The 25266-nt window shown below is 68.8% G+C and carries 23 protein-coding genes, 1 tRNA gene and 1 pseudogene; 9 read left to right on the top strand and 16 right to left on the bottom strand.

Going from position 1 to position 25266, the window contains the following annotated elements:
* Positions 1 to 286: 286 nt before the first annotated feature.
* On the bottom strand, positions 287 to 6331 hold the full coding sequence (locus Q0379_RS16610) for an autotransporter domain-containing protein (protein WP_299013920.1): 6045 nt from the start codon (positions 6329 to 6331) through the stop codon (positions 287 to 289).
* Positions 6332 to 6939: 608 nt separating this feature from the next.
* Here Q0379_RS16610 and Q0379_RS16615 point away from each other — a divergent pair.
* On the top strand, positions 6940 to 7563 hold the full coding sequence (locus Q0379_RS16615; RefSeq protein ID WP_299013923.1) for a tail fiber protein: 624 nt from the start codon (positions 6940 to 6942) through the stop codon (positions 7561 to 7563).
* Positions 7564 to 7589: 26 nt separating this feature from the next.
* Here the strand turns inward: Q0379_RS16615 and Q0379_RS16620 are convergent, their stop codons facing one another.
* Entirely contained in the window at positions 7590 to 7880 is a 291-nt protein-coding gene (locus tag Q0379_RS16620) for a hypothetical protein (RefSeq protein WP_299013927.1), read from the bottom strand.
* 62 nt (positions 7881 to 7942) lie between these two features.
* On the opposite strand from Q0379_RS16620, the gene Q0379_RS16625 reads away from it, so the two are divergent.
* Positions 7943 to 8548 (top strand): N-acetyltransferase, encoded by a 606-nt coding sequence (locus Q0379_RS16625; RefSeq protein ID WP_299013930.1) that lies wholly within the window; start codon positions 7943 to 7945, stop codon positions 8546 to 8548.
* A gap of 172 nt (positions 8549 to 8720) precedes the next feature.
* On the opposite strand, the gene Q0379_RS16630 is transcribed toward Q0379_RS16625, so the two are convergent.
* Positions 8721 to 8797: transfer RNA gene (locus Q0379_RS16630), tRNA-Arg, on the bottom strand.
* 252 nt (positions 8798 to 9049) lie between these two features.
* Between Q0379_RS16630 and ggt the strand changes: the two genes are divergently transcribed.
* Positions 9050 to 10792, top strand: a complete 1743-nt coding sequence (gene ggt, locus Q0379_RS16635; protein ID WP_299013933.1) for a gamma-glutamyltransferase — start codon at positions 9050 to 9052, stop codon at positions 10790 to 10792.
* A gap of 14 nt (positions 10793 to 10806) precedes the next feature.
* Here ggt and Q0379_RS16640 read toward each other — a convergent pair whose 3' ends face one another.
* From Q0379_RS16640 to Q0379_RS16665, 6 genes are all read right to left on the bottom strand, one after another.
* Positions 10807 to 11037, bottom strand: a complete 231-nt coding sequence (locus Q0379_RS16640) for a hypothetical protein (RefSeq protein WP_066685000.1) — start codon at positions 11035 to 11037, stop codon at positions 10807 to 10809.
* A 70-nt stretch (positions 11038 to 11107) separates the two neighbouring features.
* Positions 11108 to 12601, bottom strand: a complete 1494-nt coding sequence (locus Q0379_RS16645; protein WP_299013944.1) for a HAMP domain-containing sensor histidine kinase — start codon at positions 12599 to 12601, stop codon at positions 11108 to 11110.
* A gap of 9 nt (positions 12602 to 12610) precedes the next feature.
* A complete protein-coding gene (locus tag Q0379_RS16650; protein WP_299013947.1) occupies positions 12611 to 13348 on the bottom strand; it encodes a TVP38/TMEM64 family protein in 738 nt (245 codons plus the stop codon).
* Positions 13345 to 14403, bottom strand: a complete 1059-nt coding sequence (locus Q0379_RS16655) for a quinone-dependent dihydroorotate dehydrogenase (RefSeq protein WP_299013950.1) — start codon at positions 14401 to 14403, stop codon at positions 13345 to 13347. The genes Q0379_RS16650 and Q0379_RS16655 overlap by 4 nt, the downstream gene beginning before the upstream one ends.
* Positions 14400 to 14744, bottom strand: coding sequence for a DUF952 domain-containing protein (locus Q0379_RS16660; protein WP_299013953.1), 345 nt, complete (start codon positions 14742 to 14744; stop codon positions 14400 to 14402). The genes Q0379_RS16655 and Q0379_RS16660 overlap by 4 nt, the downstream gene beginning before the upstream one ends.
* Positions 14741 to 15256 carry a histidine phosphatase family protein gene (locus Q0379_RS16665; RefSeq protein WP_299013956.1) on the bottom strand — a complete coding sequence of 172 codons (516 nt, stop codon included), beginning with the start codon at positions 15254 to 15256 and terminating at the stop codon, positions 14741 to 14743. The genes Q0379_RS16660 and Q0379_RS16665 overlap by 4 nt, the downstream gene beginning before the upstream one ends.
* 79 nt (positions 15257 to 15335) lie before the next feature.
* On the opposite strand from Q0379_RS16665, the gene Q0379_RS16670 reads away from it, so the two are divergent.
* From Q0379_RS16670 to Q0379_RS16680, 3 genes are read left to right on the top strand one after another with little or no spacing between them, the layout of a single operon-like run.
* Complete coding sequence (locus Q0379_RS16670; RefSeq protein ID WP_299013987.1) at positions 15336 to 16496, top strand: homoserine O-acetyltransferase; 1161 nt, start codon at positions 15336 to 15338, stop codon at positions 16494 to 16496.
* Positions 16493 to 17155 (top strand): methionine biosynthesis protein MetW, encoded by a 663-nt coding sequence (gene metW / locus Q0379_RS16675; protein WP_299013959.1) that lies wholly within the window; start codon positions 16493 to 16495, stop codon positions 17153 to 17155. The genes Q0379_RS16670 and metW overlap by 4 nt, the downstream gene beginning before the upstream one ends.
* On the top strand, positions 17152 to 17931 hold the full coding sequence (locus Q0379_RS16680) for an endonuclease/exonuclease/phosphatase family protein (RefSeq protein ID WP_299013962.1): 780 nt from the start codon (positions 17152 to 17154) through the stop codon (positions 17929 to 17931). Before metW ends, Q0379_RS16680 begins: the two co-directional genes overlap by 4 nt.
* Here the strand turns inward: Q0379_RS16680 and Q0379_RS16685 are convergent.
* The 3 genes from Q0379_RS16685 to Q0379_RS16695 all read right to left on the bottom strand — a co-directional run bounded on the left by Q0379_RS16685 (position 17888) and on the right by Q0379_RS16695 (position 20698).
* On the bottom strand, positions 17888 to 19399 hold the full coding sequence (locus tag Q0379_RS16685; RefSeq protein WP_299013965.1) for a phospholipase D-like domain-containing protein: 1512 nt from the start codon (positions 19397 to 19399) through the stop codon (positions 17888 to 17890). The two genes, Q0379_RS16680 and Q0379_RS16685, sit on opposite strands and share 44 nt — an antisense overlap.
* A gap of 90 nt (positions 19400 to 19489) precedes the next feature.
* Positions 19490 to 19834 carry a P-II family nitrogen regulator gene (locus tag Q0379_RS16690; RefSeq protein ID WP_010918409.1) on the bottom strand — a complete coding sequence of 115 codons (345 nt, stop codon included), beginning with the start codon at positions 19832 to 19834 and terminating at the stop codon, positions 19490 to 19492.
* A 78-nt stretch (positions 19835 to 19912) separates the two neighbouring features.
* Positions 19913 to 20698, bottom strand: coding sequence for a class I SAM-dependent methyltransferase (locus Q0379_RS16695; RefSeq protein ID WP_299013969.1), 786 nt, complete (start codon positions 20696 to 20698; stop codon positions 19913 to 19915).
* 66 nt (positions 20699 to 20764) lie between these two features.
* On the opposite strand from Q0379_RS16695, the gene gloB reads away from it, so the two are divergent.
* The 3 genes from gloB to Q0379_RS16710 all read left to right on the top strand — a co-directional run bounded on the left by gloB (position 20765) and on the right by Q0379_RS16710 (position 22564).
* Entirely contained in the window at positions 20765 to 21514 is a 750-nt protein-coding gene (gene gloB, locus Q0379_RS16700) for a hydroxyacylglutathione hydrolase (protein ID WP_299013971.1), read from the top strand.
* Positions 21511 to 21978 carry a cupin domain-containing protein gene (locus tag Q0379_RS16705; RefSeq protein WP_299013973.1) on the top strand — a complete coding sequence of 156 codons (468 nt, stop codon included), beginning with the start codon at positions 21511 to 21513 and terminating at the stop codon, positions 21976 to 21978. Before gloB ends, Q0379_RS16705 begins: the two co-directional genes overlap by 4 nt.
* 145 nt (positions 21979 to 22123) lie before the next feature.
* Complete coding sequence (locus tag Q0379_RS16710) at positions 22124 to 22564, top strand: hypothetical protein (protein ID WP_299013978.1); 441 nt, start codon at positions 22124 to 22126, stop codon at positions 22562 to 22564.
* A 10-nt stretch (positions 22565 to 22574) separates the two neighbouring features.
* Here the strand turns inward: Q0379_RS16710 and Q0379_RS16715 are convergent, their stop codons facing one another.
* The 4 genes and pseudogenes from Q0379_RS16715 to phbB form a co-directional block, all read right to left on the bottom strand.
* Positions 22575 to 23432, bottom strand: a complete 858-nt coding sequence (locus tag Q0379_RS16715; RefSeq protein WP_366519330.1) for a substrate-binding domain-containing protein — start codon at positions 23430 to 23432, stop codon at positions 22575 to 22577.
* A gap of 6 nt (positions 23433 to 23438) precedes the next feature.
* Positions 23439 to 23609 (bottom strand): annotated as a pseudogene (locus Q0379_RS16720) (LacI family DNA-binding transcriptional regulator); the annotation flags it as partial.
* Positions 23610 to 23765: 156 nt separating this feature from the next.
* Positions 23766 to 24548, bottom strand: a complete 783-nt coding sequence (locus tag Q0379_RS16725; RefSeq protein WP_299013981.1) for a DUF4908 domain-containing protein — start codon at positions 24546 to 24548, stop codon at positions 23766 to 23768.
* A 139-nt stretch (positions 24549 to 24687) separates the two neighbouring features.
* A partial coding sequence (gene phbB / locus Q0379_RS16730) for an acetoacetyl-CoA reductase (protein ID WP_299013984.1) occupies positions 24688 to 25266 on the bottom strand: 579 nt, incomplete at its 5' end.

The raw sequence follows: 25266 nt of genomic DNA on the forward strand, positions 1-25266 counted from the left end.
TTCCAGTCACCGGACGCCAAGCCGGCTTCGCTCTTGGCCCAGAAACCCTGCAATTTCCAAGAGATGCAGGCTTTTACAACCTGGGCGGGCGTCACCCTGAACGGGCGGAGCGGTTGGCGACGTCACGCGCCGCTCGATACTCAAAATCGGTAATGTGACGTCTTCCGCGTGCGCGATCGCATGGCCGGCGCGACCTTGAACCGTCGGCCTGACGCGCCGGCAATCACCCGAGAAATCGCAGCGGCCCGCGAAAGCCATCCGATCTCGGACTAAATCCCAGGCCGCCTTACAGCGGCTTGACGACGCGCAGGCGCAGCTGCCCCACGCCCTCGCCCGCGGAGCCGCGATACCCGACCTCCATGTCCACCATCCAACGCGATGGCGTCACCAGGCGTCCGCCGAGCGACAGGTGGTACTGCTCGCGACGCCAGTCGACCGTCGAGATCCGATAGCTCGAAGCGCCTTCGATGTCGGCGTAGTCCAGGCCCTGGGCTCCGACGCCGCGGAACTCGTGCAGCCATTCAACCCCGAGGCGCGGCGTGACGACGCCGAAACGCAGATCGCGCTTGAATTCGAGCTTGGCCCCCAGCGCCCCTGTCAAGGACTGGACGTCGCGCGCGTCGAAGCGGAGCGCGTAACGGTCGGCGCCGGTTTCGGCGTAGGCGTTCAGGTCGCCCTTCAGCCACTCGAGACGGCCATAGCTGGACCAATGGACTCCCGCGTCGTTTCGATCGACGCCGAACGACAAGGCCCCGAAGGTCATATCGCCCTTGCGCCGACCAAGCGCGGTCATGCCGTTGGCCTCGACCGCGCGGCGGGTGCGGTAGTCGAGCTTGCCGTGGCCGATGACAGTGTCGATGAAGGCGTTCTGCAGCGGCTGGAAGCTGCCATAGGCGGCCGCCACCTGGGTTTCGCTCCGCACCCGCGCGCCCCCCGAGTCGATGCGGCTGACATCTTCGCCGTACCCGCCGCCGACGCCGACCGTCGCCCATTCGGCGAGCTTGACGTCCGCGCCGACCGACAGGCCCGAGCTGGACAGGGTGATCTTGGCGCGTCCCTTGCGGCGATCCATGGTCCCGACCTCGATCGCGCCGCCGGTCCAGAGCGCGACCTTTCCGACCGCGCGCGGACCGCCCTGCCCGTCGTCGTCCTCGGAGTCGTCGGACGCCGGGGCGGCTTGGTCGCGTCGTCCGAGCGGGGCGCCCGCACGGGAAGAAGCCAGACGCCCCGTCGCCGCGCCGCGCTCCTCGTCCTGGCCCGCCGCCCGATCGCTCGCGCTCGGTCCGCGCCGCCAATCCGTAAGCCCGAACTGATCGTCGCGGGCCGCCAGCAGGGGGTCGTGATGCGGGTCGGAAAGGTCGCGAGGGTTCAGCCGGATCGCCATGGCGTCGCCGCCTCCGCCGCCATGCAGCTGTTGGGCGCGGTCCATGAAGTTGGCCGTCTGGGAGCGCGCGAAGCGGCGAGCGGCCTCGACCTGGGTGTCGGAAAGCGCGCGCACCGCCGGATCGAGCGACGGATCGGGTCGCGCGATGACAGTGACAGTCACCGTCGCCGGCCCCGACTCGCCGAAGGCGTTCAGCAAGCGATAGCCGACGACAACGTCGCCTGAGAAGCGCGTCCGTGGCGTCACGTCCAGCCTGTAGATTGGCGCGTCGGCCGTTCCGCCCTTGACGATCTTGGCGGTGGCCGCGTCGGCCGGCGTGATCGTCAGGATTTCGGCGCCCGTGAACGGACCGCCGGTCGCGCCGGCCAGAAGGTCGACGGAGACGGTCTGGCCGTCGCCGGCCTTGGCGGTCTTGGACTGGGCGACTGGCAGGCTCACCCCGACCAGGATCGTCACGGTCGCCGGTTCGGATCGGCCTCCGGGCCCAACCGCCACGAACTGGAAGGAGTCCTTGCCGATGAAGCCGGGCTTGGGAGAATAGACGGCGGTCCACCCGCCGCTGGTCTCGGCCGGCGCGGCGCGGCCCGCGCGCGGCGACGCGATCGACGCCCCCCCGGGACCGATCAGCGTCACCGTGCCGTTGCTGGGCGGCGTCGCGATTTCGACAATGTCGAAGACGCCCACGACCAGCGTTGAGAGATTGACATCGACCGAGGAGCCGCCTTCGACCGAGGCGCCCGCCGCGTTGACGTTGGTCGGTAGCGGCGTCGGCGGCGGAGGCGGCGCCAGGACCGTGATGCTGAAGCCGGCGGCCGCCGACGTTCCGCCTGGACCGACCGCCGCGAAGCTGAAGCTGTCGCTGCCGACATAGCCGCTGGCGGGCGTATAGATCGCGGTCGCGCCGCTGATCGTCACCGAGCCGTGGCTAGGCGGCGAGACCAGGACGACGCTGGTGTAGACCCCCGAGACCGACAGACCGATCGATTGGCCGGTATCGTTGGAGAACACCTCCGCGCTGCCGCCGCTGACGGTGGGCGCGCTGGGCGACGCGATGGTCAACGACACGGTAGCCGGAGCGGAAACCCCGCCCGGACCGGTCGCCGTATAGGTAAAGCTGTCCGCGCCAAAATAGCCGGCCTCGGGGACATAGGTCGCGGTGTTCCCGCTAAGGGTGACAGCGCCATGGGACGGCGCAGACGCAATGTCCACGCCCGTAAAGACGCCCGTCGCCTGCAGGCCGATCGCTTGGCCGGTCGAGTTGAAGGCAATGTCCACCGCGATGTTGGCGACACTGGGCGCGGCGGGGTTTTCGACCGTCAGGCTCACGGTGGCCGGGGCCGACGCGCCGCCCGGACCGGTCGCGGCGTAGGCGAAGCTGTCGGCGCCATAATATCCGTTTGTCGGAACATAGGTGACGACGTCGCCCGCGATCGTCGTCGTCCCATGAGCGGGCGCGGTCGTGACGGCGATCGAGGTATGCGCGCCGCCGGTGATGCTGGCGCTCAGATCGATGGCCAGACCCGTGCTGTTGAAGGGAACAACAATGCCGGACTTGGCGGCGGCGATCGGCGCGGCGGCCACGGTGATGGTCTGGGTCACGGTCGTGGCCGGATCATAGTTGGCGTTCCCGGCCTGATCGGCGGCCACCACGCAGCTGCCCGCCGCGACAAAGCTGACCGTCGCGCCGCTGATCGTGCAGATGCCGCCGCCGCCCCCGGTGATCGAATAGGTGGGCGTCAGGCTGGCGCTGGATGTCGCGGCGACCGTATAGGTCGCGCCGCCAACGCTGGCGTTCGTCGGCGCCGTCGAGGTGAAGCTCAGGGTCTGCGTCCCCTTGGCGATCGTTCCGGACACCGTCGTCCCGGCGACCGCGCCCGCCGGGCTGTTGGAGTCCGCCACCGAAACGGCATAGCTGAAGGCCCCCGCGGTCGTCGGCGTACCGCTGACCGTTCCGGTGCTCGCGTCCAGACTGACCCCCGCCGGCAGCGCGCCAGCGCTGATCGTAAAGTGGTAGGGCGCGACGCCGCCGGTCGCCGTGTTCGCCTGGCTGAACGCGGCGCCGACCTTGGTCGTCCCGGCCGCCCCGGTCGACAGCGCCAGGGTGGCCGGCATCACCGTGAAGCCGCGACTGACGGTCGGCGCGGCGTTCCAGTTCGCGTCGCCGGCCTGGTTGGCGTCGATCGAGCAGGCTCCCTGCGCCACCAAGGTCACGGTGACCCCGGAAACGGTGCAGACGCTGGTCGTGGTGCTGGTGAAGGTCACGGCCAGGCTGGAGCCGGCGGTGGCGCTCAGGGTCACGGGCGAGGCCGAGATGGCGACGTTGGACAGCGCGCCGAAGCTGATCGTCTGATCGCCCTTGGCGACGCTGAAGGATTGCTGAACCTGGGTCGCGGCGCCGTAGCTGCCATTGCCGCCCTGGTTGGCGTTCACCAGGCAGGTCCCGGCGCCCGTGAAGCTGACCACGCCGCCGGAGATCGCGCAGACCGCGCTGCTGCTGCTATCGATGCTGAAGCTCACCGACAGTCCCGACGTCGCCGTCGCCGCGGGCGTGTAGGTCGCCCCCGCCACCTTGGCGGCCGCCGGAGCGGTCGAGGTGAAGCTGATGGTCTGGGTTCCCGCGCCGACCGAGAACGATTGCTGCGCCTGCGGCGCGGCGCTGTAGGCGCCATTGCCCGCCTGGTCGGCGTTGATCCGGCAGGTCCCCACGCCGGTGAAGCTGACGACGCCGCCGGAGATCGTGCAGACCGCGCTGCTGCTGCTGTCGATCGCGAACGTGACGCTAAGGCCGGACGTCGCGGTCGCCGAGGGCGTATAGGTCGCTCCGCCCACGACCGCCGAGGCGGGCGCCGAGGACTGGAAGCTGATGGTCTGGGCCGCGCTGGCGACCGTCAGGCTGAAGGTCTGGGAGGCCGTCTGCGACAGGGCGTCCGTGGCGGTGACCGTGAAGGTCGTCGCCGACAGCGTCGCGGTGGGCGTGCCGGACAGTTGCCCGGTGGCGGCGCTGAACGACAGGCCGGTCGGCAGGGATCCGCCGCTCAACGCATAGGTGATCGGGGCCTGGCCGCCGCTAGTGGTCACCGGCTGGACCGTCGTCAGGGCGGCGTTGACCGTCGTCGATATCGAGGAGACCGCCTGGGTCGCGGTCAGCGCCGCCACCGCCGTGAAGGTGTTCGTAGCCGAGTCGGACGACGTATTGCCGGCCGCGTCGGTCGCCCGCGCCTTGACCGTGTGAGACGCCGCCGTCAGAGCCGTGAGCGTGTAGCTCCACGCGCCCGCGCCATCGGCCGTGGTCGTGCCGTCGGCGGAACCGTCGAGATAGACCGTCACCGTGCTGTTAGCCTCGGCGGTCCCGGAAACGCCCTTCTGCGAGACCCCGCGCGTGGAGCCGTTGGCGGGCGACGAGACCGCGGGCGCGGCCGGCGCGGTCGTGTCCACGGTCCAGCTGTAGCTGGCCGCGCTGCTATAGACCCCCGAATTGACCGCCTTGACCTGGAAGGTGTGGCTGCCTTCCGCCAGGCCTGCGTACGATTTCGGGCTCGTGCAGGCCGAGAAGCCGCCGCCGTCGATCGCGCATTCCGCCGTTCCCGAGGCGAGGCTGAACTGGAAGGTCGCGTTGCTGCTGTTGCTTAGCGACGGCGGCGAACTGGTGATCGTGGGCGTCGCCGGAGCGGCGACGTAGGTGAACTGGTCGGCGGCGCTGGTCGTGCTGGTTCCGGAAGGCGTTTGCACCGTGACGTCCACCGTCCCCGCTGCGCCCGCTGGAGAGGTGGCGGTGATCTGGGCCGCGCTGTCGACCGTGAAGCCCGATGCGGCGGTAGACCCGAAACGCACCGCCGTCACGCCGGTGAAATTGGTCCCGGTGATCACCACCGAGGTCCCGCCCGCGGTCGAGCCGGACGTCGGCGAGATCCCCGTCACCGTCGGCGGCGTCGCCGCGGCGCTGTTGGTCAGGCTGAAGCTGGTCGACGCCGAACCGGCCGTCGCCGTCACCGAATAGCCGCCCGTCGTCGCGTTGGCGGTGAACGTCCCCGCGGAGGCGACGCCGGAAGCGTCGGTGGTCACGGTGATGCTGTTGCTGGAATTCGAGAAGGTCCCGCTGGCGCCGGAGCCGGGCGCCGCGAAGGTGACGGAGGTGTTGGCGATCACCGCGTTCGAGCCGTCCCGCACCGTGACGCTCAGCGGCGTTGCGAAGGCCGTGCTCGCCGAGGCGGTCTGGTTGTTGCCGCCGGCGATCGTGACCGAGGCGGGGGTCTGAACCACGGATATTGTTGTCGGGTCGCTCGCATTGGCTGAACTGCTCGCGTTGCCGCCCGAAAGCGTCACGCTCGGCGTCAGGCTCGTCGCCGCGTTGGCGGCGACGTTCGCTCGTAAGGTCAACGGATTGCCGCTGGCGCCGTTGGCGATCGTGTTCGAATAGATGCAGCGGGTGGACGTGCAGCTCCAGCCCGAACCGGAGCCGGAATTGTAGCTCAGGCCCGAGGGCAAGCTGAACGTCAGGGTCAGGTTCGAGCCGGTGGAGGCGCCGCTAGCGCTAGGCGTGATAGTGTAGTCGACCGTACCGCCCTGTTGCGGCGTGCCGATGTGCGACATCGAGACGCCGAGGGTGAGACCGGAATCCACATAGGGGGTGCAAGTCGCGGTGATGCTGGTGGTCGAGCTCTGGGTCGGGTGGTCAATCGACAGACCGACGCCCGTCAGCCCCGAGGCGACGGTATAATAGCCAGTGTACGTGCCCACGCCCGGCGCGTCCGGGGTCACCCGCGCCCCTGTGGGAAGGCCGATAACGCTGTTATTGATGCGAAAACGGATACGCACGCCGCCGGAGGAGCTGGCATACTGCGTGACGTCCGCCGTGAAATCGATACGATCGCCGGTCGTGAACGGTAGCACCCCGGGAACGAACGTGGTCGCCACGTTGTCGTTGTAACCCGCCGTCGCCTTGATCATCGAAAGCGCGTACGAGGAGGACGTGGCGACAGAGGTCGTTTCCGGCTGTCGCGGGTCTCCACTGACGATTTTCGCCGTGAAATCGAGCACGCCATCGTTGACGGCCACACAACCTGCGCTTTGTGCAAGCGCTGCGGCCGGTGTCAGGCCGGCCGCCATCAGCATGACGGCGGCGGTCGCGCCATGAACACGACGGATCGACTTCGCGCACGCTGCGCCAAGTCCGCGACCGATCTTCGCGAACATCACTTCCCCCCGGGGTGCGCGACCCCGAGTAAAACATCGTCGGTCGTCGCACGAATTTTTGACTGGGTACTGTCGACGCGCACGCGTCGTACGCTGGAACTGACGCGAAAGCTCTCGCAGGAACGCTCGTGTTCGTCCCGACGCGATTGGCCTACTTATTGGGGCCGCGCCCTCGCCGCGATGTGCTTTTTATCACATACCGAAGCTGAAATTCGCCCCACGGTTGCAGCAAGGCAACCACACGGGAGATCCCTGGACAAGCGCCGCGTGGTGTATTGGCCCCTTCCAGACCTCCAGAGACGCCGTCAGGCGCGTCCCCATTTTGGGGATGAAGCCTTTAGACAACCCAGAGGGAGGTTTTCATGTCGGATCCATTCATCGGCCAGATCATGCAGGTCGGCTTCGCCTATGCCCCGGTCAACTGGCTGACTTGCAGGGGACAGGTGTTGCAAGTCGGCCAGAACCAGGCGCTGTTCGCCCTGCTCAGCAATCGCTTTGGCGGAAACGGCACGTCAAACTTCGCCTTGCCTGACGCGCAGGGCCGGGCCTTCATCGGCACGGGAAACGGCGTGGGACTGACCCCTCGGCAACCGGGCGACAAGGGCGGCGTCGAGCAGCAATCCCTGAGCCTGGCGAACTTGCCCACGCATACGCATACGCCGACGGTTACAAACGGCGCTGTAACCGTGAGCGGATCCATGACGGCGATGACCGGTGTGAGCGCTGCGGACGAAACGCCCCAGCCCACGCCTGGGGGATACCTGGGGACCGTCCTAGAACAAGACACCTCGCCGGTGCTCTATGTTCCGGCCAATACTCCAGGCACGCCGGTTCCCCTTGGCGGCATGCAAATCAGCGCTCAATCCACCGGGACGACCGTCACCATACAGCCTGCCGGAAATAGCGCGCCTGTCTCCATGATGCCGCCGTTCCTGGCGGTGACGACGATCATCGCGTCGGTCGGCATTTGGCCCGAGCAACCGTGACCTGATCCCCAGCCGAACGCGCCGGGTCAGGTGAAGATCGCCTGATACCGGCGCGCATTGGGGGTTGGCGTGATCTGGCTGATGTGGATCGGGTGAGGACCGCCACGACCACAGTCGAACTCGTAGGTGGTGTCCATCAGCAGGACGCTCGGATGGGCCTCGAAGGTCAGCCGGAAACGCTCGCGGACATCGAAGCCGATCAATCGCGGCATCCGTTCCACGCGGGCCAGCAGCACCTCGACCGGCTTTGGCAAGGTGTTGATCCGCACCTGGCGGCCGAGCCACGGCTCGAAATCTTCAGGCGTCAGCAGTCGCAAGACCTTCTCCCCAGGCGCGAAAATTGATGAAGAAAAACCTAGGCGGGCAAAATCATCATGTCATGCGAGCGCGCGCAAGCCACCCGGCGCTCGCGGCGGCGCATCCCTCCAACCTCCCCGACTTTCCGAGGCGCGTTGGGCGCGGGCTGTCCGTCGCCCCCGGTCTCGCCCTGCGTCCGGCGCGGTCCGCCGACTTTCCATTCCTGGTGAGGCTCTACGGCGAAACCCGCGCGGTCGAACTAAGCGTCGCGCCGTGGCCGGAAATCCAAAAGCAGGCGTTCATCCAGGACCAGTTCAGCCTGCAGCACCTGCACTATCTGCAGCGCAATCCGACGGCGGACTTTTGGCTCATCGAGCGGATCGGTTCCGGCGGTCGTCGCGAGGCGATCGGCCGCCTGTACCTCGATCGCAGCCAGCCCGAATGGAGAGCGATAGACCTCAGCCTCCTGGTCAAGGCGCGGGGCGCGGGCGTCGGCGGCGCTCTGATTCAGTCGATCCAAGATGCGGCCATCCGGGCCGGCGCCGACGCCGTGACTCTCTATGTCGAGAAGACCAATCACGGCGCCCAACGTCTCTATGGGCGATTTGGTTTTGAGGAGGCGCCGTCCCCCTTCCCCAGCCACATGCACATGCGGTGGCGCGCCCCGAGCGCAGGCCGTTCGACGTGACGCGGGCCGGACGGCTGAGGCGGCTGGCTTTGCTCATCGATGGATCGTCGCTCGCAACGTCCGTTCGATGAGATGTTCAGCTTGGCAGGCGATTGCGACGCCGCGCCAGCGCCATCGCGCCGACCTTCAACACCGAAAAAGCTGAAACCCCAATGATTACAAGGGGAGAAAATGGCGCGCCCGGAACGATTCGAACGTCCGACCCTCAGATTCGTAGTCTGATGCTCTATCCAGCTGAGCTACGGGCGCGCACTGCCTTGCGGCGAGGCGGGGGAGATAGCCCAGCCGTTCGGGGGACGCAAGCCCGGTTTTCAGGATAATCTCGAAAAGTTGGCGCAACGGCGTTCGGTCTCGCGCGCGGGCTGCCCCCGAGACGCTCAAAGCATGATCGATGAAGCCCTTCGCAGCTTATCTGGGCGTGACAGCGCCTCTTCCTTGGTGTCCATGGAGTCCTCCGGGACGGCGGGCAGGTCGTCCCTCGTCGTCTGCCTGAGGATCCGTATGCGTCGCTTCGCTTCCCTGCTCGCCCTTTCCGCCGCCCTACAGCTGACCTTCGCGCCGCTGGCCGCCAACGCGGAGTCCATCGCGCTGGGCATGCCTACGCCAAGGCCCGTGGTCACATCGCCTGTCTCGAAGGGCATGGTCGCCGCGGCCAATCCTCTGGCGGTCGAGGCGGGCCTGCGGGTCCTGCGCGACGGCGGGAGCGCGGTGGACGCGGCCGTGGCGATCCAGGCGGTCCTGGGCCTGGTCGAGCCGCAGAGCTCGGGCCTGGGCGGCGGCGCGTTCCTGGTCTTCTACGACGCCAAGACCGGCAAGGTGACGGCCTATGACGGCCGCGAAAAGGCCCCCGGCGGCGCCGGCCCCGACATGTTCCTGGATACGGACGGCAAGCCGCTGCCTTTCGTGAAGGCCCTTCTGTCCGGCCGCTCGACCGGCGTACCCGGGGCGGTGGCCATGCTGGCCGACGCCCAGAAGGCGCACGGCAAGGTCGCCTGGAACACCCTGTTCAAGGACGCCGAGAAACTGGCCGACGAGGGCTTCGTGGTCAGCCCGCGCCTGGCCGGCATGATCAATAGCACCCGCGCGCCGCAACCCTCGCAACCCGATGCGGTAAAGTACTTCACCAAGCCGGATGGGACCCGGTACCAGGCCGGCGACGTGCTGAAGAACCCGGCCTATGCCGAGACGGTGCGTCAGATCGCGGCCAAGGGCCCGGCGGCCCTGTTGGACGGTCCGATCGCCCAGGCGATCGTCGACCGCCTGCACGAGGGCGATCTGCCCAGCAGCATCACCCTGCAGGACCTCAAGACTTACAAGCCGCGCTCGGGGCCGGCCCTTTGCCGCCCCTGGAAGGTCTACACCGTGTGCGTCCCCAACCCGCAGTCCAGCGGCCTGGCCGTGATCCAGGCGCTGCGGATGCTGGAGCACACCGACATTGGCAAGCGCGGCCCGACCGATCCCGTCGCCTGGACCCTGCTGGCCCAGGCCGAGCGCGTGATGTACGCCGATCGCGACCGCTATGTCGGCGACCCGGACTTCGTGACGGTGCCGGTCGAGGGCTTGCTGGATCCGCAGTACGTGGCCGAGCGCGCCAAGCTGATCACCGACAAGGCCGGCGCCGCGCCGCCGTTCGGCAAGCCCAAGGGCGCGCCCAAGGTCGGGATCGACATGACCCACGAGCCGGGCGGCACCACTCACTTCGTCGTCGTGGATCCGCAGGGCGACGTCGTGTCGATGACCACCACGGTCGAGAGCCTGTTCGGCAATGGTCGGATGGTGGGCGGCTTCTTCCTCAACAACCAACTGACCGACTTCTCGTTCTCGCCGAAGGAGAAGGACGGCGCCCCGGCGGCCAACGCGATCGCGGGCGGCAAGCGGCCGCGCTCGTCGATGGCTCCGATCATCGTGCTGGACAAGAAGGGCAAGTTCCTGGCCGCCGTCGGCTCGCCGGGCGGCAACGCCATCCTGTCCTACAATCTGAAGGCCATGGTCGGCGTGTTCTACTGGGGCCTGAATATGCAGCAGGCCGTGTCGCTGCCCAACGTCGTCGCGCGCGGCGACACCTATTCCGGCGACGCCGACCTGTTCGGGCCCGAGATGCTGGCGGCGCTGAACGCGCGGGGCGTCAACGTCAAGGTCGGCCAGATCGAGGGCTCGGGCCTGCAGGGCGTGATCGTCCGCCCCGGCGGCATGCTGGAAGGCGGCGCGGATCCGCGCCGTGAGGGGATCGCGAAAGGCCTCTAGGCCTCTCGCCCATCTCAAGTGCGGGCCTGGTGCTCCTCCAGGCCCGCCTCGACCTCGGCGCGGGAGAAGACCTCCTCCTGGCCGTCGATCAGCAGCTCGGCGTCGGCGGCTTCCTGCACCGCGACCATGGCCGCCACGCGGCGCAGGGCGGTCGGGGCGTCCGGCGCCTCGACGGTGATCTCGTGAATGGGCGCGAGCTCGGGCGAGGCGCCCAGCTTCACCGCGATGGTCCAGGTGGTCGTCATCGCATCCTCCCAGAGCGTCTTCCGACGACGTGGACGCCGGCTCGTCGTCAGAAACGCGTTAAGACAAAAGTCACTCCGCCGAGACGTCGGCGCGGTCGTCGCGTTCCGGCAGCGGCTCGGGAACGCCGGCCAGAGTAAGATCGAACACCGAACCGCCGGGTCCGGTTTCCACCAGCACCAAATCACCGCCATGCCCCTGGGCCAGCTCGCGCGCGATGGCCAGGCCCAGGCCCGTCCCGCCGCGCCGGGCCGAGCCCACGAACGGCTGGAAAAGGTTGGCGCGGGCGCGCTCCGGCACGCCCGGACCATCATCCGACAGACGCAGCACGCTGGCGCCGTCGACGCGGCGCAGCTCGACGAACACCTTGCCCTTGCCGCCCCGGTCCGGCGCGCCCTCGATCGCCTCGCGGGCGTTGCGCAGCAAGTTGGTCAGGATGCGGTGGAGTTGGTCGGGGTCGGCCAGCACCTGCTCGCGCGGATCGATGACCGTTTCCAGCGTCACGCCCTTGGCGGTCAGGCCCGCGTCCTCGGCCGCCATGTCCAGCGCGGGGCGCAGCGGCGTCGGGCGGACCACCGGCGCCGGCTCCTTGGACTTGCCGTAGGCCATGACGTCGGAGGCCAGGGTGATGGCGCGATCCAGGGCCCGCTCCAGGCGCGGCAGGGCCTGGGCCACCTTCGGGTCGCCGAGGGCGGCCAGGCGATCCGAGGCCATCTGGGCGCTGGTCAGCATGTTGCGCAGGTCGTGATTGATCTTGGCCACCGCCTCGCCCAGCGCCGCGAGGCGCGCCTTGGAGGCCAGGGCAGCCAGCAGATCGGACTGCATCCGGTCGAGCTCCAGCTCGGCGCGGCCGATCTCGTCGCGGCGATTGGAGGGGGCGAGCCGCGCGGCCGGATCGTCCGGATCGCTCCGGAAGGACTCCATCGCCCGGGTGATGCGTTGCATGGGCCGCACGAGGAAGATGTTCAGGAAGGCGTAGACGAGCAGGCCCGCCAGGCCCGCCACGAACACCGTCACGCCCGCGAGCTGCCAGAGATAGCCCACCAGCTTGGCCTTAAGCGGCGCATCGGGCAGCACGACCTCGACGAACTCGGCCTTGCGGTAACGCGGCTCGGCCATCACCCGCACCATGCTGCCCTTGGGGCTCGTCAGGGTGAAGAACGGCGCGGCCAGCCAGGAGCCAGGGTTCTGGCGGCGCAGGTCGACGAGATAGGGCGTCGTCTCGAACGGCTGCTTGGGCGGCAGCACCAGGCGGCGGGCGCCGTCGACCTGCACGGCGACGGTCACCGCGCCGGCCTGATCGAACATCTGGTTGGCGACGGCGTCGCTGACCCGCAGTTCGGGATCGGACTCGGCGATGGTCGAGGCCAGTTCGCCGGCGCGCACGCGATCCAGCAGCCATTGCTCTTCGTAGGCCGCCAGGGCCGGCGGCAGGATCAGCAGGCCGCCGAACGCGACGACCACCGCCGTGAACAGCAGCAGGCGCGCCGACAGGCCGCCGGGCCACGGAAAACGCTTCCGGGGCGGGGCGGTCTCAGTCTCCGACGGCGAAACCGTTTCGACCATCCGGGGCGGCTACTTCTCGTCCAGCGGCGCGCTCAGGCGCCCGTTGCGCCAATGGCGCCACAACGGCGGCAGAAACGCCAGCACGCCCATGCCGATGATCGGCAGATAGATGCGCGGCGAGAACAGGGTCTCCAGCGTCACGGGCCCGCCCTTGGCGAAGATGTGGCCCAGGCCCGCGCCGATGCCGGCATAGACGAACGAGCTGGGGATCATGCCCAGGATCGAGGCCAGGATGAAGATACGCGCCCGGATGTTCATGACGCCCGCCGCCACATTGACCACCAGCAGGGGGAACGCGGGGATCAGGCGAAGGGTCAGCAGATAGTTGAAGGCGTCGCCCTTGAAGCCCGCCTCGACCTTGGCCAGGAACGCCGTCGGCTTCTTGCGCAGCATGTCGCCGAAGGCGGTGCGGAACACGAGATAGGTGATGGTCGAGCCGCCCGTGGCGCCGGTCACGGCCGCGAAGCCGCCGCCGATCGGGCCGAACAGGAAGCCGCCGGTCAGCGACAGGATCAGCGCCCCCGGCAGCGAGATCGCCACCGAGCTGATGTAGATCGCCAGATAGATCGCCGCGCAAAGCAACGGCTTTTCGTGGGCGAAGGCCTGCAGCGCCGAGCCGCGGGCGCGCAGCTCCTCCAGCGAAATGTGGTCGGCCAGGCCGCTGGCGAAGGCGACGACGAACAGGATGACGATCAGCGCCAAGGGCCCGAAACGGCGCAGCAGCGTCAGGGCCCGGTCGCGCGTCATGCGGCGCCGACCGCGTCTTGCACGGCCGCGAAGCCGTCGGCCCGCAGGCGCGCGGCCAGCTCGCGCTTGATCCGCACGACCAGGCCCGGCCCGCCGTAGACCAGCGCCGAATAGAGCTGCACGGCCTGGGCGCCGGCGCGGATCTTGGCGTAGGCGTCCGCGCCGCTGGCGACGCCGCCGGCGCCGATCAGGGCCACACGGCCCCCGGCGGCGGCGTGGAAGCGCTTCAGCACCGCCGTCGAGGGCTCAAGCAGGGGCGCGCCCGACAGGCCGCCGCTCTCGCCGGCCAGCGGCGATTTCAGGCTGTCGGGACGGGCGATCGTGGTGTTGCTGACGATGATCGCGTCGAGGCCTGCGCCGACGACGGTCTCGACGATCGCCTCGACCTCGCCGTCCTCGAGATCCGGCGCGACCTTCAGGAAGATCGGATAGTCTTGGCCGGACTGTGCCTTCAGGCCCGCCCGCGTCTCGGCCAGACGCCCCAACAGCTCCTCCAGCGCCGCCTTGGTCTGCAGGGCGCGCAGGCCAGGGGTGTTGGGCGAGGAGATGTTGGCGGTGAAGTAGTCCGACAGGCCCCACAGGCGCGTCAGGCCGGTGACATAGTCCTGGATGCGGTCGGTCGCATCCTTGTTGGCCCCGATATTGGCGCCGACCACGCCGCCACGGCTCTTGCGGGCGGACAGGCGCGCGGCGAACGGCTCGAGACCGCCATTGTTGAAGCCCATCCGGTTGATCACCGCCTGGTCCTCGGTCAGGCGAAACAGGCGGGGACGCGGATTTCCGGCCTGGGCCAGCGGCGTGACCGTGCCCGCCTCGACGAAGCCGAAGCCGGCGGCCAGCATGGCGTCGGGAACCTCGGCGTTCTTGTCGAAGCCGGCCGCCAGGCCGATGCAGTTGGGCAGCGACAGGCCCGCCAGCTGCACCGCCAGGATCGGATCGTCCGGCCCGGCGTCGCGCGGTCCCAGCCCCAGCTTCAGTCCCTTGATGGCCAGGCCGTGCGCGTCCTCGGGATCGAAGGCGTGCAGGGCGCGCGCGGCGACGTCGTGTAGGCTCATGCGGAAAGAACGCCCAGTTGCGGCACGCCGTCGGCGTCCAGATCAAGCTCGCGCTGGCTGATCACCTCGCTGATCAACAGCGGCCGGTAGAGGTGCGGGAACAGCGCCCCGCCGCGCGAGGCTTCCCACTTCAGGGCATCGCCCAGCCCCTCGGTCTCGACGCCCAGCAGGACGAGATCGGCCTGGCCCTTGAACCACTTGGCGGCGGTCTCTTGCGCCTGGTCGGCGGCGGAGAAGTGGATGAAGCCGTCGGCGAGATCGACGGCCGAGCCGTCGAAACGTCCGGCGGCCTGGGCGCTCGCCCACTCGGCGCGGGACAGGATCTTGTAGATCAGGGTCATTCGCCGCCGGCTCCGCCGTGTTCATGGGCGTAGAAGAGATGCTCCAGCGTCGGCGCGCCCTGGCCGTTCCAGGCGAAGACGACCACCGTGGCGGTCGGGAACCGGCCGCGCAGCTTGTTGGTCTGGATCGGCGAGGCGCCGCCCTGCACGGCCATCCGCAGCGCCAGTTCGTGCAGGCCGGGATTGTGGCCGACGACCATCACCGTCCCGGCGCCGTCGCCGTGATCCTCCAGCGCCTGCAGGATGTCTTCCGGTTCGGCGTGATAGAGGTCGCGCAGATGCTCGACCCGCGCCTTCTGGCCATGGGCCGCCAGCACCTGCTCGGCGGTTTCGCGCGTGCGCCGCGCCGAGGAGACCAGCAGCAGGGCGGGCGCGACTCCCGCATCGGCCAGGATACGGCCCATGACGGCGGCGTCGGCGCGGCCGCTGTCGACCAGCGCGCGCTCGAAGTCGCCCCCGCTTTGGGCGTGCCGCTCGGCCTTGCCGTGGCGCATCAGGATCAGTCGGTCCATGGTGTCCTCCATAGCCGCACCTTGGCTTGGCAGGAAGCGGGCGGTTGACACCTTCTTCGCCAAGCGCTCCAAGGCGGACATGGCTGCGCTCGATCCGATCACGCCCGCCGCCCCGCTCGCTGGTGGGGGAACCTGGCGGTTTCCCGCCAACGAGCCCCTGCGGCTCGACTCCGGCGCCGTGCTGGAAGGCCTGGAGATCGGCTATCAGACCTACGGCCAGCTGAACGCCGACAAGTCCAACGCCATCCTGATCTGCCACGCCCTGACCGGCGACCAGTTCGTGGCCTCGCCGCACCCGACGACGGGCAAACCCGGCTGGTGGCTGCGCATGATCGGGCCCGGCAAGCCTCTGGACCCGGACAAGCACTTCATCATCTGCTCGAACGTGATCGGCGGCTGCATGGGCTCGACCGGCCCCGCCTCGATCAATCCGGCGACCGGCAAGGCCTACGGCCTGACCTTCCCTGTCATCACCATCGCCGACATGGTGCGGGCCCAAGCCATGCTGGTGAAGGCGCTGGGCGTCGAGACCCTGTTCGCCGTGATCGGCGGCTCGATGGGCGGCATGCAGGCCCAGCAGTGGGCGGTCGACTATCCCGAGCGGCTGTTCAGCGCCGTGGTCCTGGCCTCGGCCTCGCGCCACTCGGCCCAGAACATCGCCTTCCACGAAGTGGGCCGCCAGGCGATCATGGCCGATCCGGACTGGCGCGGCGGCGCCTATGCCGAGCACGGCGTCCAGCCCAGCAAGGGCCTGGCCGTGGCGCGGATGGCCGCGCACATCACCTATCTGTCCGAGCCGGCCCTGCAGCGGAAGTTCGGCCGCGAGCTGAAGCGCGACGGCCTGTCGTGGGGCTTCGACGCCGACTTCCAGGTCGAGAGCTACCTGCGCCACCAGGGCGCCAGCTTCGTCGATCGCTTCGACGCCAACAGCTATCTCTACATCACGCGGGCCACCGACTATTTCGACATCGCCGCCGCCCATGGCGGGGTGCTGGCCAAGGCTTTCACGGCTGCGCGGCATGTGCGGTTCTGCGTGCTGAGCTTCACCAGCGACTGGCTGTATCCCACCGCCGAGAGCCGCCACCTGGTCCGCGCCCTGACGGCCGCCGGCGCCAAGGCCGCCTTCGTCGAGATCGAGAGCGACAAGGGCCACGACGCCTTCCTGCTGGACGAGCCGGTGATGGACGCGGCCCTGGCCGGCTTCATCAGTTCGGCCGAACGCGATCGGGGGCTGGCGTGACGATCATCCGCGAGGACTTCCGCGAGATCCTGCGCCTGGTGCGCCCTGGCTCCCGCGTGCTGGACGTCGGCTGCGGCGAAGGCGCGCTGCTGGACCTCCTGGCCCACGAGAAACAGATCGACGGCCGCGGCCTGGAGCTCAGCGCCAGCGGCGTCGCCGCCTGCATGGCGCGCGGCCTGTCGGTGGTGCAGGGCGACGCCGATCAGGACCTCGACCACTTCCCCGACCGCAGCTTCGACTACGCGGTGCTGTCCCAGACCCTGCAGGCGACGCGCAATCCGCGCCATGTGCTGGACGAGCTGCTGCGGATCGCCGAGCGGGCCATCGTCTCGTTCCCGAACTTCGGCCACTGGCGGGTGCGTTGGTCGCTGCTGAGTCGAGGGCGGATGCCCGAGACCAAGGCCCTGCCCCTGCCCTGGTGGTCTACGCCGAACATCCACCTCTGCACCCTCGCCGACTTCATGGCCCTGACCGAGGACCTGAACCTGCGGGTCGACGCCTGCGCCGCCTTCGCCGGCCAGGGCGCGGCGCGGCCGATCGATCCGACCAAGGCGATCGAGAACTGGCGCGCGGAGAGCTGCCTCTTCATGCTCAGCCGCAATGGCGGACCCGCGATAAGGGAACCTTCGCCGGGCTCGGGCGATCTCTTCGGCGGATGAAGACCCTTCGTCTCATGACGTACAACGTCCACCGCTGCGTGGGCGCCGACCGCAAGCTCGATGTGGAGCGTGTGGCCGAGGTGATCGCCGCCGAAAAGCCAGACGTCGTCGCGCTGCAGGAGCTGGACGTGCGTCGCGCCCGCACGCGCGGCGTCGATCAGGCCCATCGCCTGGCCGAACTGCTGAAGATGAGCTTCCACTTCCACCCGGCCATGGCCGTGGAGGAGGAGCTTTATGGCGACGCCATCCTGACGGCCCTGCCCGAGCGTCGCATCAAGGCCAAGGGCCTGCCGCTCTACCGCCGCGTACCGGGTCTCGAGCCGCGCGGCGCGCTGTGGGTCGAGGTCGAGGTCGGCGGAACCAAGGTTCAGATCATCAACACGCACCTGGGCCTGGTGCCCCAGGAGCAGAAGCGCCAGGCCGCCGCCCTGCTGGGCCCGGACTGGATGGGCGATGATGCCTGGGTCGCGCCAGGGGTGGTGCTGGGCGACTTCAACGCCACGCCCTATTCGGCGACCTATCGGATGCTGCGCACGGCCCTGCGCGACGCCCAGGCGCCGTCGCCCGCCTGGCCGCGCCCAGCGACCGCGACCTTTCCCTCCAGCTTCCCGTTCATGCGCATCGACCACGTCTTCCTGACCAAGGGTCTGGAGACGCGCGGCGTGCGCTCACCCTATGACGCCCGCGCGCGGATCGCCTCGGACCACCTGCCGCTGGTGGTCGAGCTGGAGATCACGGCTGCAGACGCTCCGGCGGCGCCGGCGGCGGCGCGGTAAGCCGCGCCAGATCCCGCTTCAGGCGCGCGCGCCGTCCCCACGGTCGCCAGGCGTCATCGGGCGCGATGGCGTCGCCCAGGCTCCAGTCGGCGATGAACTTCTGGATGCGCCCCAGCTTGCGGACCGGGGCGGGTCTCAGGCGTCGCGGCGGGCCGCCGTGGACGTCCAGCGCGTTGATCGCCGCCGCCAGACCGCCTTCCCGCTCCATGGCGTCCAGCACGTCGGTCGCCGAGCGGTCGATGAAGTGGCCGACCAGCCGCCCCAGGAACGCCCTGACCGTCTCGCGCTCGAGATCAGTGCGCGCCTCGAAGGCCAGGTCGCACTCGCTGTCGAGGCCGATCGAGCGATTGTTGAGGTTGGCCGAGCCGATCCGCAGCAGCCGGTCGTCGATTATCGTGACCTTGGAATGGACGATGATCGGCCCGCCATTGGGCGTGTGGGCCGAGAAGGCCGAGAAGCGCTTGTGGATGTCGACCTCGCGCAAGCGGTTGATCGCCGCCGTCCGGGCGCTGTCCATGGTCATCTGGTCGAAATAGCTGGGGCTGCGCGCCGGACCGACCGTGACCACCTCCGGCCCGTCGGGCTCGAACAGGCGCTCGGCCAGCGCTTCGACGATGATCGGCGAGGTCAGGTACTGGTTTTCCAGATAGATCAGCCGCCGCGCGCTTTTGATCGTCGCCAGGTGCAGCAGCAGACACTCGGTGATCTCCGGACGGCCCCGCCATTCGGCAGAGGTGCGGGCCACAGCGACGGGCAAGCGTCGCAGATCGGGCCTCAAGTGATCGGGCCAGGGGGTGACCTCGGGCCGCGCCGGGCGCTCGATCGCGTCCCCGCCCGAGGCGCGCCAGCGATCGATGAACAGGTCGGCCACCGCCTCGGCGGCGCGGCCATCGACCAGCATCGAGACCTCGTGGCGCGGCGGGTAGTGGCGGCCGGTCGGCAGCCGACGCAGCGGATTGTTGTCCAGGTGGCGACAGTCGTCCCAGCGATCCACGCCGATGTCGCCGCCGCTGACCAGGGCGGTGACGCCGTCGATGATCACCGCCTTCTGGTGGTGGCAGGCGCTGGCCGGCAGGGTGGCGTCGAGGCGGTACTTCACCCGCGAGCCCGCGAAGAAAGCCGCGCCGCGATGCGGTCCGAACAGCTGCGAGGCGGCGATGGGAAACGGCATGTCCCAGGTCAGCACCCGCACATCCAGCGCCGGATTCAGCGCCGCCTGCCGTCGCAGGATCAAGCCGATGCGGTCGGCCTGGGTCGGGTCGCGGCTCTTGCGCACGCGGTCGGGGTCAAGGCGCGTCAGCGGATCGAACACCCAGGCCAGGATCCAGATCGACTTCTTGGCCGACAATAGAAGCGGCTTGAGCGCGTCGAACGTCTCGTCGTTGTCGATCATCAGGGCCACCCGGTCGGCGGCCTCGACGCGCCAGCAGGTCTGGCCCGGCTCAAAAACGGAAGAAACAGAATCCATGTCGCCCTGAACGCCGTGAACCTGGACAACGCGCGGAGCCTAGCTATGGCTCCGCTTCAAGGCGAGGTCGTGTCGAAACACGCTCGGACGTTATCCCGCGATGGCGGCCGCGTCACGCTCGCCGGTGCGGATGCGCAAGGCCTGCTCAAGGTCCATGACGAAGACCTTGCCGTCGCCGATCTTGCCGGTGTTGGCGGTGCGCTGCAGGGCCTCGATCACCGGCTCGAGCACGTCGGTCGGCACGGCGATCTCCAGCTTCACCTTGGGCAGCAGCTTCACTTCGTATTCGGCGCCGCGATAGACCTCGGTCTTGCCCTTCTGACGGCCATAGCCGCGCACCTCGGTCACCGTCAGGCCGGACGCCCCCGCCTCGGTGACCGCTTCGAGCACCGCGTCCAGGCGGCTCGGCTTAATCACGGCGACGATCATCTTCATGGCGGGCTCCAACGAGCGAACAGGGGATTGCGACTCCAAGCTAGGCGTCCGGAGGCCCGGCTCCAAGCCCGTTCGCGCTCAAGGCTTGCTCGGCGCCTTATGAACGGGCGCCGGGCGCCCCTTGCCGTGGCGCACCGGAGCCGGACCGGCGGGACTGGGCAGCAGCACGCCCGGGGCGAAGACGCGCGCCGGCGCTTTTCGCCCCTGGGGCTTCACGGCGAAGGTCTGCTTGATCGCCTCCATCAGGATCACGCCGGCGAAGCGCGGCCACAGGCGCGCCCCCACCTGCTCGAAGCCCTCGGCCCAGCCCGACATGGCGGCGAAGGGCGGCACATAGAGCGCCCGCGTCCAGCCGGCGGGCTCGAGCCCCGCCTCGCGGATCAAGCTCTCCAGCTGGCTGCGGCTGTAGGGACGCCCATGGCCGAAGGGCGTACCCTCGGCCCCGGTCCAGACGCCGTCGCGCGACGAGACGGCGACGATCAGGCGGCCGGTCGGCGCCATGACCCGACCGATCTCGGCCAGCAGGGCGGCGGGATCATCGGCTTCTTCAAGGGCGTGGACGGCCAGCACGCGATCGAACAGGGCGTTGGGCAGAGGCAGCGCCGTCTCCTCGACGAGGCAGGCCTGGTTGCGGCCGCCGTGCGGCCAGACCTCGACCCCCTGCTGGGCGGGCATGGCGGCCACGACGCGGCGAGCATTGGCGCGGGCCGCGTCCAGAAAGGGCGTGGCGTAGCCGAGACCCAGCACGTCCAGGCCCCGGGTGTCGCCCCAGGCTTCCTCGACCTTTCGCGTCAGCATGGTCCGGGCCGCGCGCCCCAGGGGGGCGGCGTAGAAGGCCCTGAGATCGAGCACGTCGCGGCGCATTGAGTCTCCCGAGCTTGGAGGTCATCCTTGTATTCGCGCCCGCGTCGTGGCGATAGAGCTTGCGCCATGCCGATCACCATCCACCAGTTCCCCTGCCTGTCCGACAACTACGGCTTTCTCGTTCGCGACGAGGCCAGCGGTCAGGTGGCGACGATCGATACGCCCGACGCCGAGGCGATCCTGGCGAAGCTGGGCGAGCTGGACTGGACGCTGGACCTGATCCTCAACACCCACTGGCACCCGGACCACGCCGGCGGCAACGCGACGCTGAAGGCGGCGACCGGCGCGACGATCGCGGGTCCCGAGGAGGTGACCCGGATCGCGCCGCTGGATCGCGCGCTCAAGGACGGCGACACGATCATGCTGGGCGAGACCCGTTTCGACGTGCTGGACACCGGCGGCCACACCCTGGGCCACATCAGCTATCACGACGCGGCCGACGGGATCGCCTTCGTCGGCGACACCCTTTTCGCCCTGGGCTGCGGCCGCCTGTTCGAGGGCACGGCCGAACAGATGTGGACGTCGCTGTCGCGGCTGGCCGCCCTGCCCGACCAGACCACCGTCTACTGCGCGCACGAATACACCGCCTCGAACGCACGCTTCGCGCTGTCGGTCGACGACGCCCCGGCCTTGAAGGCGCGCGCCGACGCCGTGTTCGCCGCCCGCGAGCGCGGCGAAGCCACCGTGCCCACCACCATCGCCGTCGAAAAGGCGACCAATCCGTTCCTGCGCGCGCCTCTGCTGCGTCCCGACGCGGCCACGGCCGCCGAGGCCTTCGCCGAGATCCGCGCCGCCAAGGACAGCTTCAAGGGATGAGTGAGAGCGTGATCGAGAAGGCTATTTCCGGCGACCTGGGCGCCAAGGAGATCATCCGGATGCTGGATCTCCAGCCGCATCCGGAGGGCGGCTGGTATCGGCAGACCTTCCAGGACGAGCCGGGCCCGGACGGCCGGGCGAAGTCGACCTGCATCTACTTCCTGCTCGAGGCCGACCAGGTCTCGGTCTGGCACCGGGTCGACGCGGTCGAGACCTGGCACTGGTACGCGGGCGCGCCGATCTCGATCAGCCTGTCGCCGCCCGACGGCAAGGGCGCCACCGCCTATGTGCTGGGACCGGACCTGCGCGCGGGCTGCCGCCCCCAGGTGGTCGTGCCGACGTCGTGGTGGCAGACCGCCGTCAGCCTGGGCGCCTGGACCCTGGTCGGCTGCACCGTCGCGCCGGGCTTCCGGTTTGAAGGCTTCGAAATGGCCGCGCCGGACTGGACGCCCTCCCGCGCCTAGTCCTGGGCGACCACCGCGACCTTTCGCCGCAGCACTTCTGCCCAATACTCAAACTGGGCAACTTGGTCGCATGGCTTTGACATTGTAGGCGTGCAATCCTTTTCAAGACAGCCCAAAGGCTGACGCAGGGGGAGTTGCTTTCCAGATGTCCGAAGAGTTCGCGAACGTTCGCGCCGTCCATCGCTATGCGACCGATTACATGTTGCGGTGGGTTGAAATCGCGAATGAAGTCCATCACGCGGACATTCTGTATAGCCTTGTCTTCACGACACTTTGGGCTGGGAACACCTCGCACTTGCGCGGCTCGGTCTACTCCGAACTCGAGGACGTGCCGCCAGATCATGAGCGTCGCCCGCTGACGGTGCGCCAAGTCGCGGATTCTCTCGGCCTCCCCTACGAAACCGTCCGCCGCTGGTTCGTCGAGATGCTGGACCGCGGCGTCGCCAAGCGCGTCGGGCGAGAAGGCTTCATCGTTCCGCAGGAAGTGTTCGCCAAGCCCGAGTTCATGCACAGCCTGCGCCGCTCGCACCAGAGCCTGATGCGGTTCCTGAAAGAGTTGAAGTCGGTCGGCGTGGACGCCGGTTGACCTAGCCGCCTTAAGCGCTTTCGCGGACCACCAGCTCCACCGGCGAAATCGTCGAGGGAGAGGCGACCCCCTCCATGCGGCGGAACAGCAGATCGACCATGATCCGCGCGCCCGCCTCCAGGTCCTGACGGATCGTGGTGAGCGGCGGCGCGCTGTGCTGAGCCAGCAGAATATCGTCGAACCCGACCACCGCCACGTCCCCCGGCACGCTCTTGCCCGCCCGCTGCAGAGTCGTCAGCGCGGCCAGGGCCAAGACGTCGGAGAATGCGAAAACCGCGTCGAATTCGACGCCCGAGGCCAGTAGGCCCTCCATCGCTCTCTGTGCGTCCCCGCGGGTGTAGTGCGACGGGATCACCAGCGCGGGATCGAAGGCGACGCCCGCCTCCTCGAGACCCTTCCGGTAACCCTCGAACCTTTGAGCCGCCTCGGGCGCGTCGATCTCGCCCAGGAAGGCGATCCGGCGCCGCCCTCGCGCGATCAGATGCGACACGGCCAGGCGCCCGCCCTCGCGATTGTCGCTGCCCACCAGGCAATAGCGATGCCCGGGCATCGCAGCGCCCCAGACGACCATCGGGCGATAGGTGTCGGCGACGCTGTTGAGCGCCTCGTGCTGGGTGCTCTGTCCGATGACCAAGAGGCCGTCGGCGCGGTGGGACTGGATGATCCTGTCCAGCCAGCCCGGCTCGGTGGTGATCACCTTGTTCAGGAGCACCAGGTAGTCGCGGCGCGTGATCTCGTCGGCGAGGCGACCGACCATCTCCAGGAAGAACGGATCGGAAATCATCTGCCCAGCCTCGTGGGCCAGGGGAATGATGACGCCGATGGTGTCGGTCTTGCGCAGGCGCAGGCTGCGGGCCGACTGGTTCACGACATAGCCGTGGGTCTGGGCGATCTCGACGATCTGATCCCGCAGCGCCTTGGGGATCAGCGGATTGCCGGCCAAGGCCCGCGACACCGTCGAGATCGATACGCCCGCCATGCGGGCGATATCGGCCATCTTCAGGCGGCCGCGCTCGGGAGCCAGAACGAGATCGGGGCTATCCATGACGACCAGGCAGACCTTGCAGACGAGAAACGCCCGCGCGAACGCCGCCGCCGGCGAGGCGGGACGCGCACACGGACATGCTTTCAAGAACGCTGGTATCGGCCGAGAGTAAACACGACCTAAGGCTTTATGGTTACGCCGCCACGATCTTAGGTCCTAACGGTCCATCACCTTGATGATGCGCTTGGACGAGGGGCGGCCCGCCAGGCCATGGCCAGGGGCGTACGTGACGATCAGCGAACCGTCCTTCAGCTGCGCGCCAGGCTTTCGGCCTTCGGTCAGCAGCACGCGCCCGATCTTCGAGAGCAGCGATCTGTCGCCCCTGCGCGCCGCCTGTTCGAACGCTTCTGCGGTCACGATGGCGGAGTCGGCGATCAGGACGGAGGTTTCGGGTCGGGCGTCTTCCAGCGTGGCGAACTCGATCTGGCGCTGGGCGGCCCGACTGGCGCGATTGGCCGCGATCACCAGGCGCTGGAACAGGGCGGCGATCGACAGGACCGCCGGCGGCTGGATCGAGGTCGCGCGCCCCGACAGCGCCACCGCCGCGCCCATGGGCGCGTCGTCGGTGAACAGGATCAGGCCGCCCAACTTGGTGACCCGAAGGACCGGCTCGCCCAGATCGTTGCGATAGATGACGTCGCCGCGCGGGGCGGGCTGGGGCGACAGCACCCAGACCTCGGTGCTGTTGTCGAACTTGATCAGGGGCTGCGGGGCGGCCTTGTCGAAGACGAAGGTCCCGCCCGTTTCGGAGACATAGCGCGCGACCGGCGGGGCCGCCACGCGCCGGGCCTCGGCCGCGCCCTTGTGGCCCAGCAGGGCGTCCCGCAGCGAATGCGGCAACTGCTGAGCGTCGGCCGCCCCCGCCATGAGCATCAGAGCGAGGGTCGCCAGAGCCGCTTTCGCCCCGCTCACGCCCAACTCCGCCTTACAGAATTTCATGCGATCCGTACTGCCCGCCGACTGGGGCGAATCTTGGACGGCAAAGCGTCGTTCCCCCGAAGACGGGCGCATGAGGCCAAAACGCCACAGCAGCCGTCAAGCCCGAGTTCGGGGGATGCGGTCCCTACGGAGCGGCCGATCAGGCCATGTACTGACCGCCGTTGAGGGTGAGCGTGGCGCCGGTCACGAAGCCTGCCCGCTCGCCGGCCAGGAACGAGACCATATCGGCGATCTCCTCCCCCCTGCCCAGTCGGCCGACGGGGATGCCGGCGATGATGCCGGCCAGGACGTTCTCGGGCACCGCGGCCACCATCTCGGTGTCGATATAGCCAGGGCAGATCACGTTGACCGTGACGCCCTTCTTGGCGTTCTCGAGCGCCAGGGCCTTGGTGAAGCCGATCAGGCCGGCCTTGGCCGCCGAATAGTTGGTCTGGCCCATCTGGCCCTTCTGGCCATTGATCGAGCTGATGTTGATGATCCGGCCCCAGTTGCGGTCGCGCATGCCCTCGATCACCGGGCGGGTCATGTTGAAGGCCGAGTCCATGTTGACCCGGATCACTTCCGACCACTGGTCGTAGGTCATCTTGTGCAGCATGCCGTCGCGGGTGATGCCGGCGTTGTTGACCAGGATGTCGATCGGGCCGAGCTCGGCCTCGACCTTCTTCACCGCGGCCTGGCAATCCTCGAACGAGCCGACATTGCCCTTCACCACCATCAC

Origin of the sequence: uncultured Caulobacter sp. (genome assembly GCF_937900395.1) — a bacterium.
Classification (GTDB): domain Bacteria; phylum Pseudomonadota; class Alphaproteobacteria; order Caulobacterales; family Caulobacteraceae; genus Caulobacter.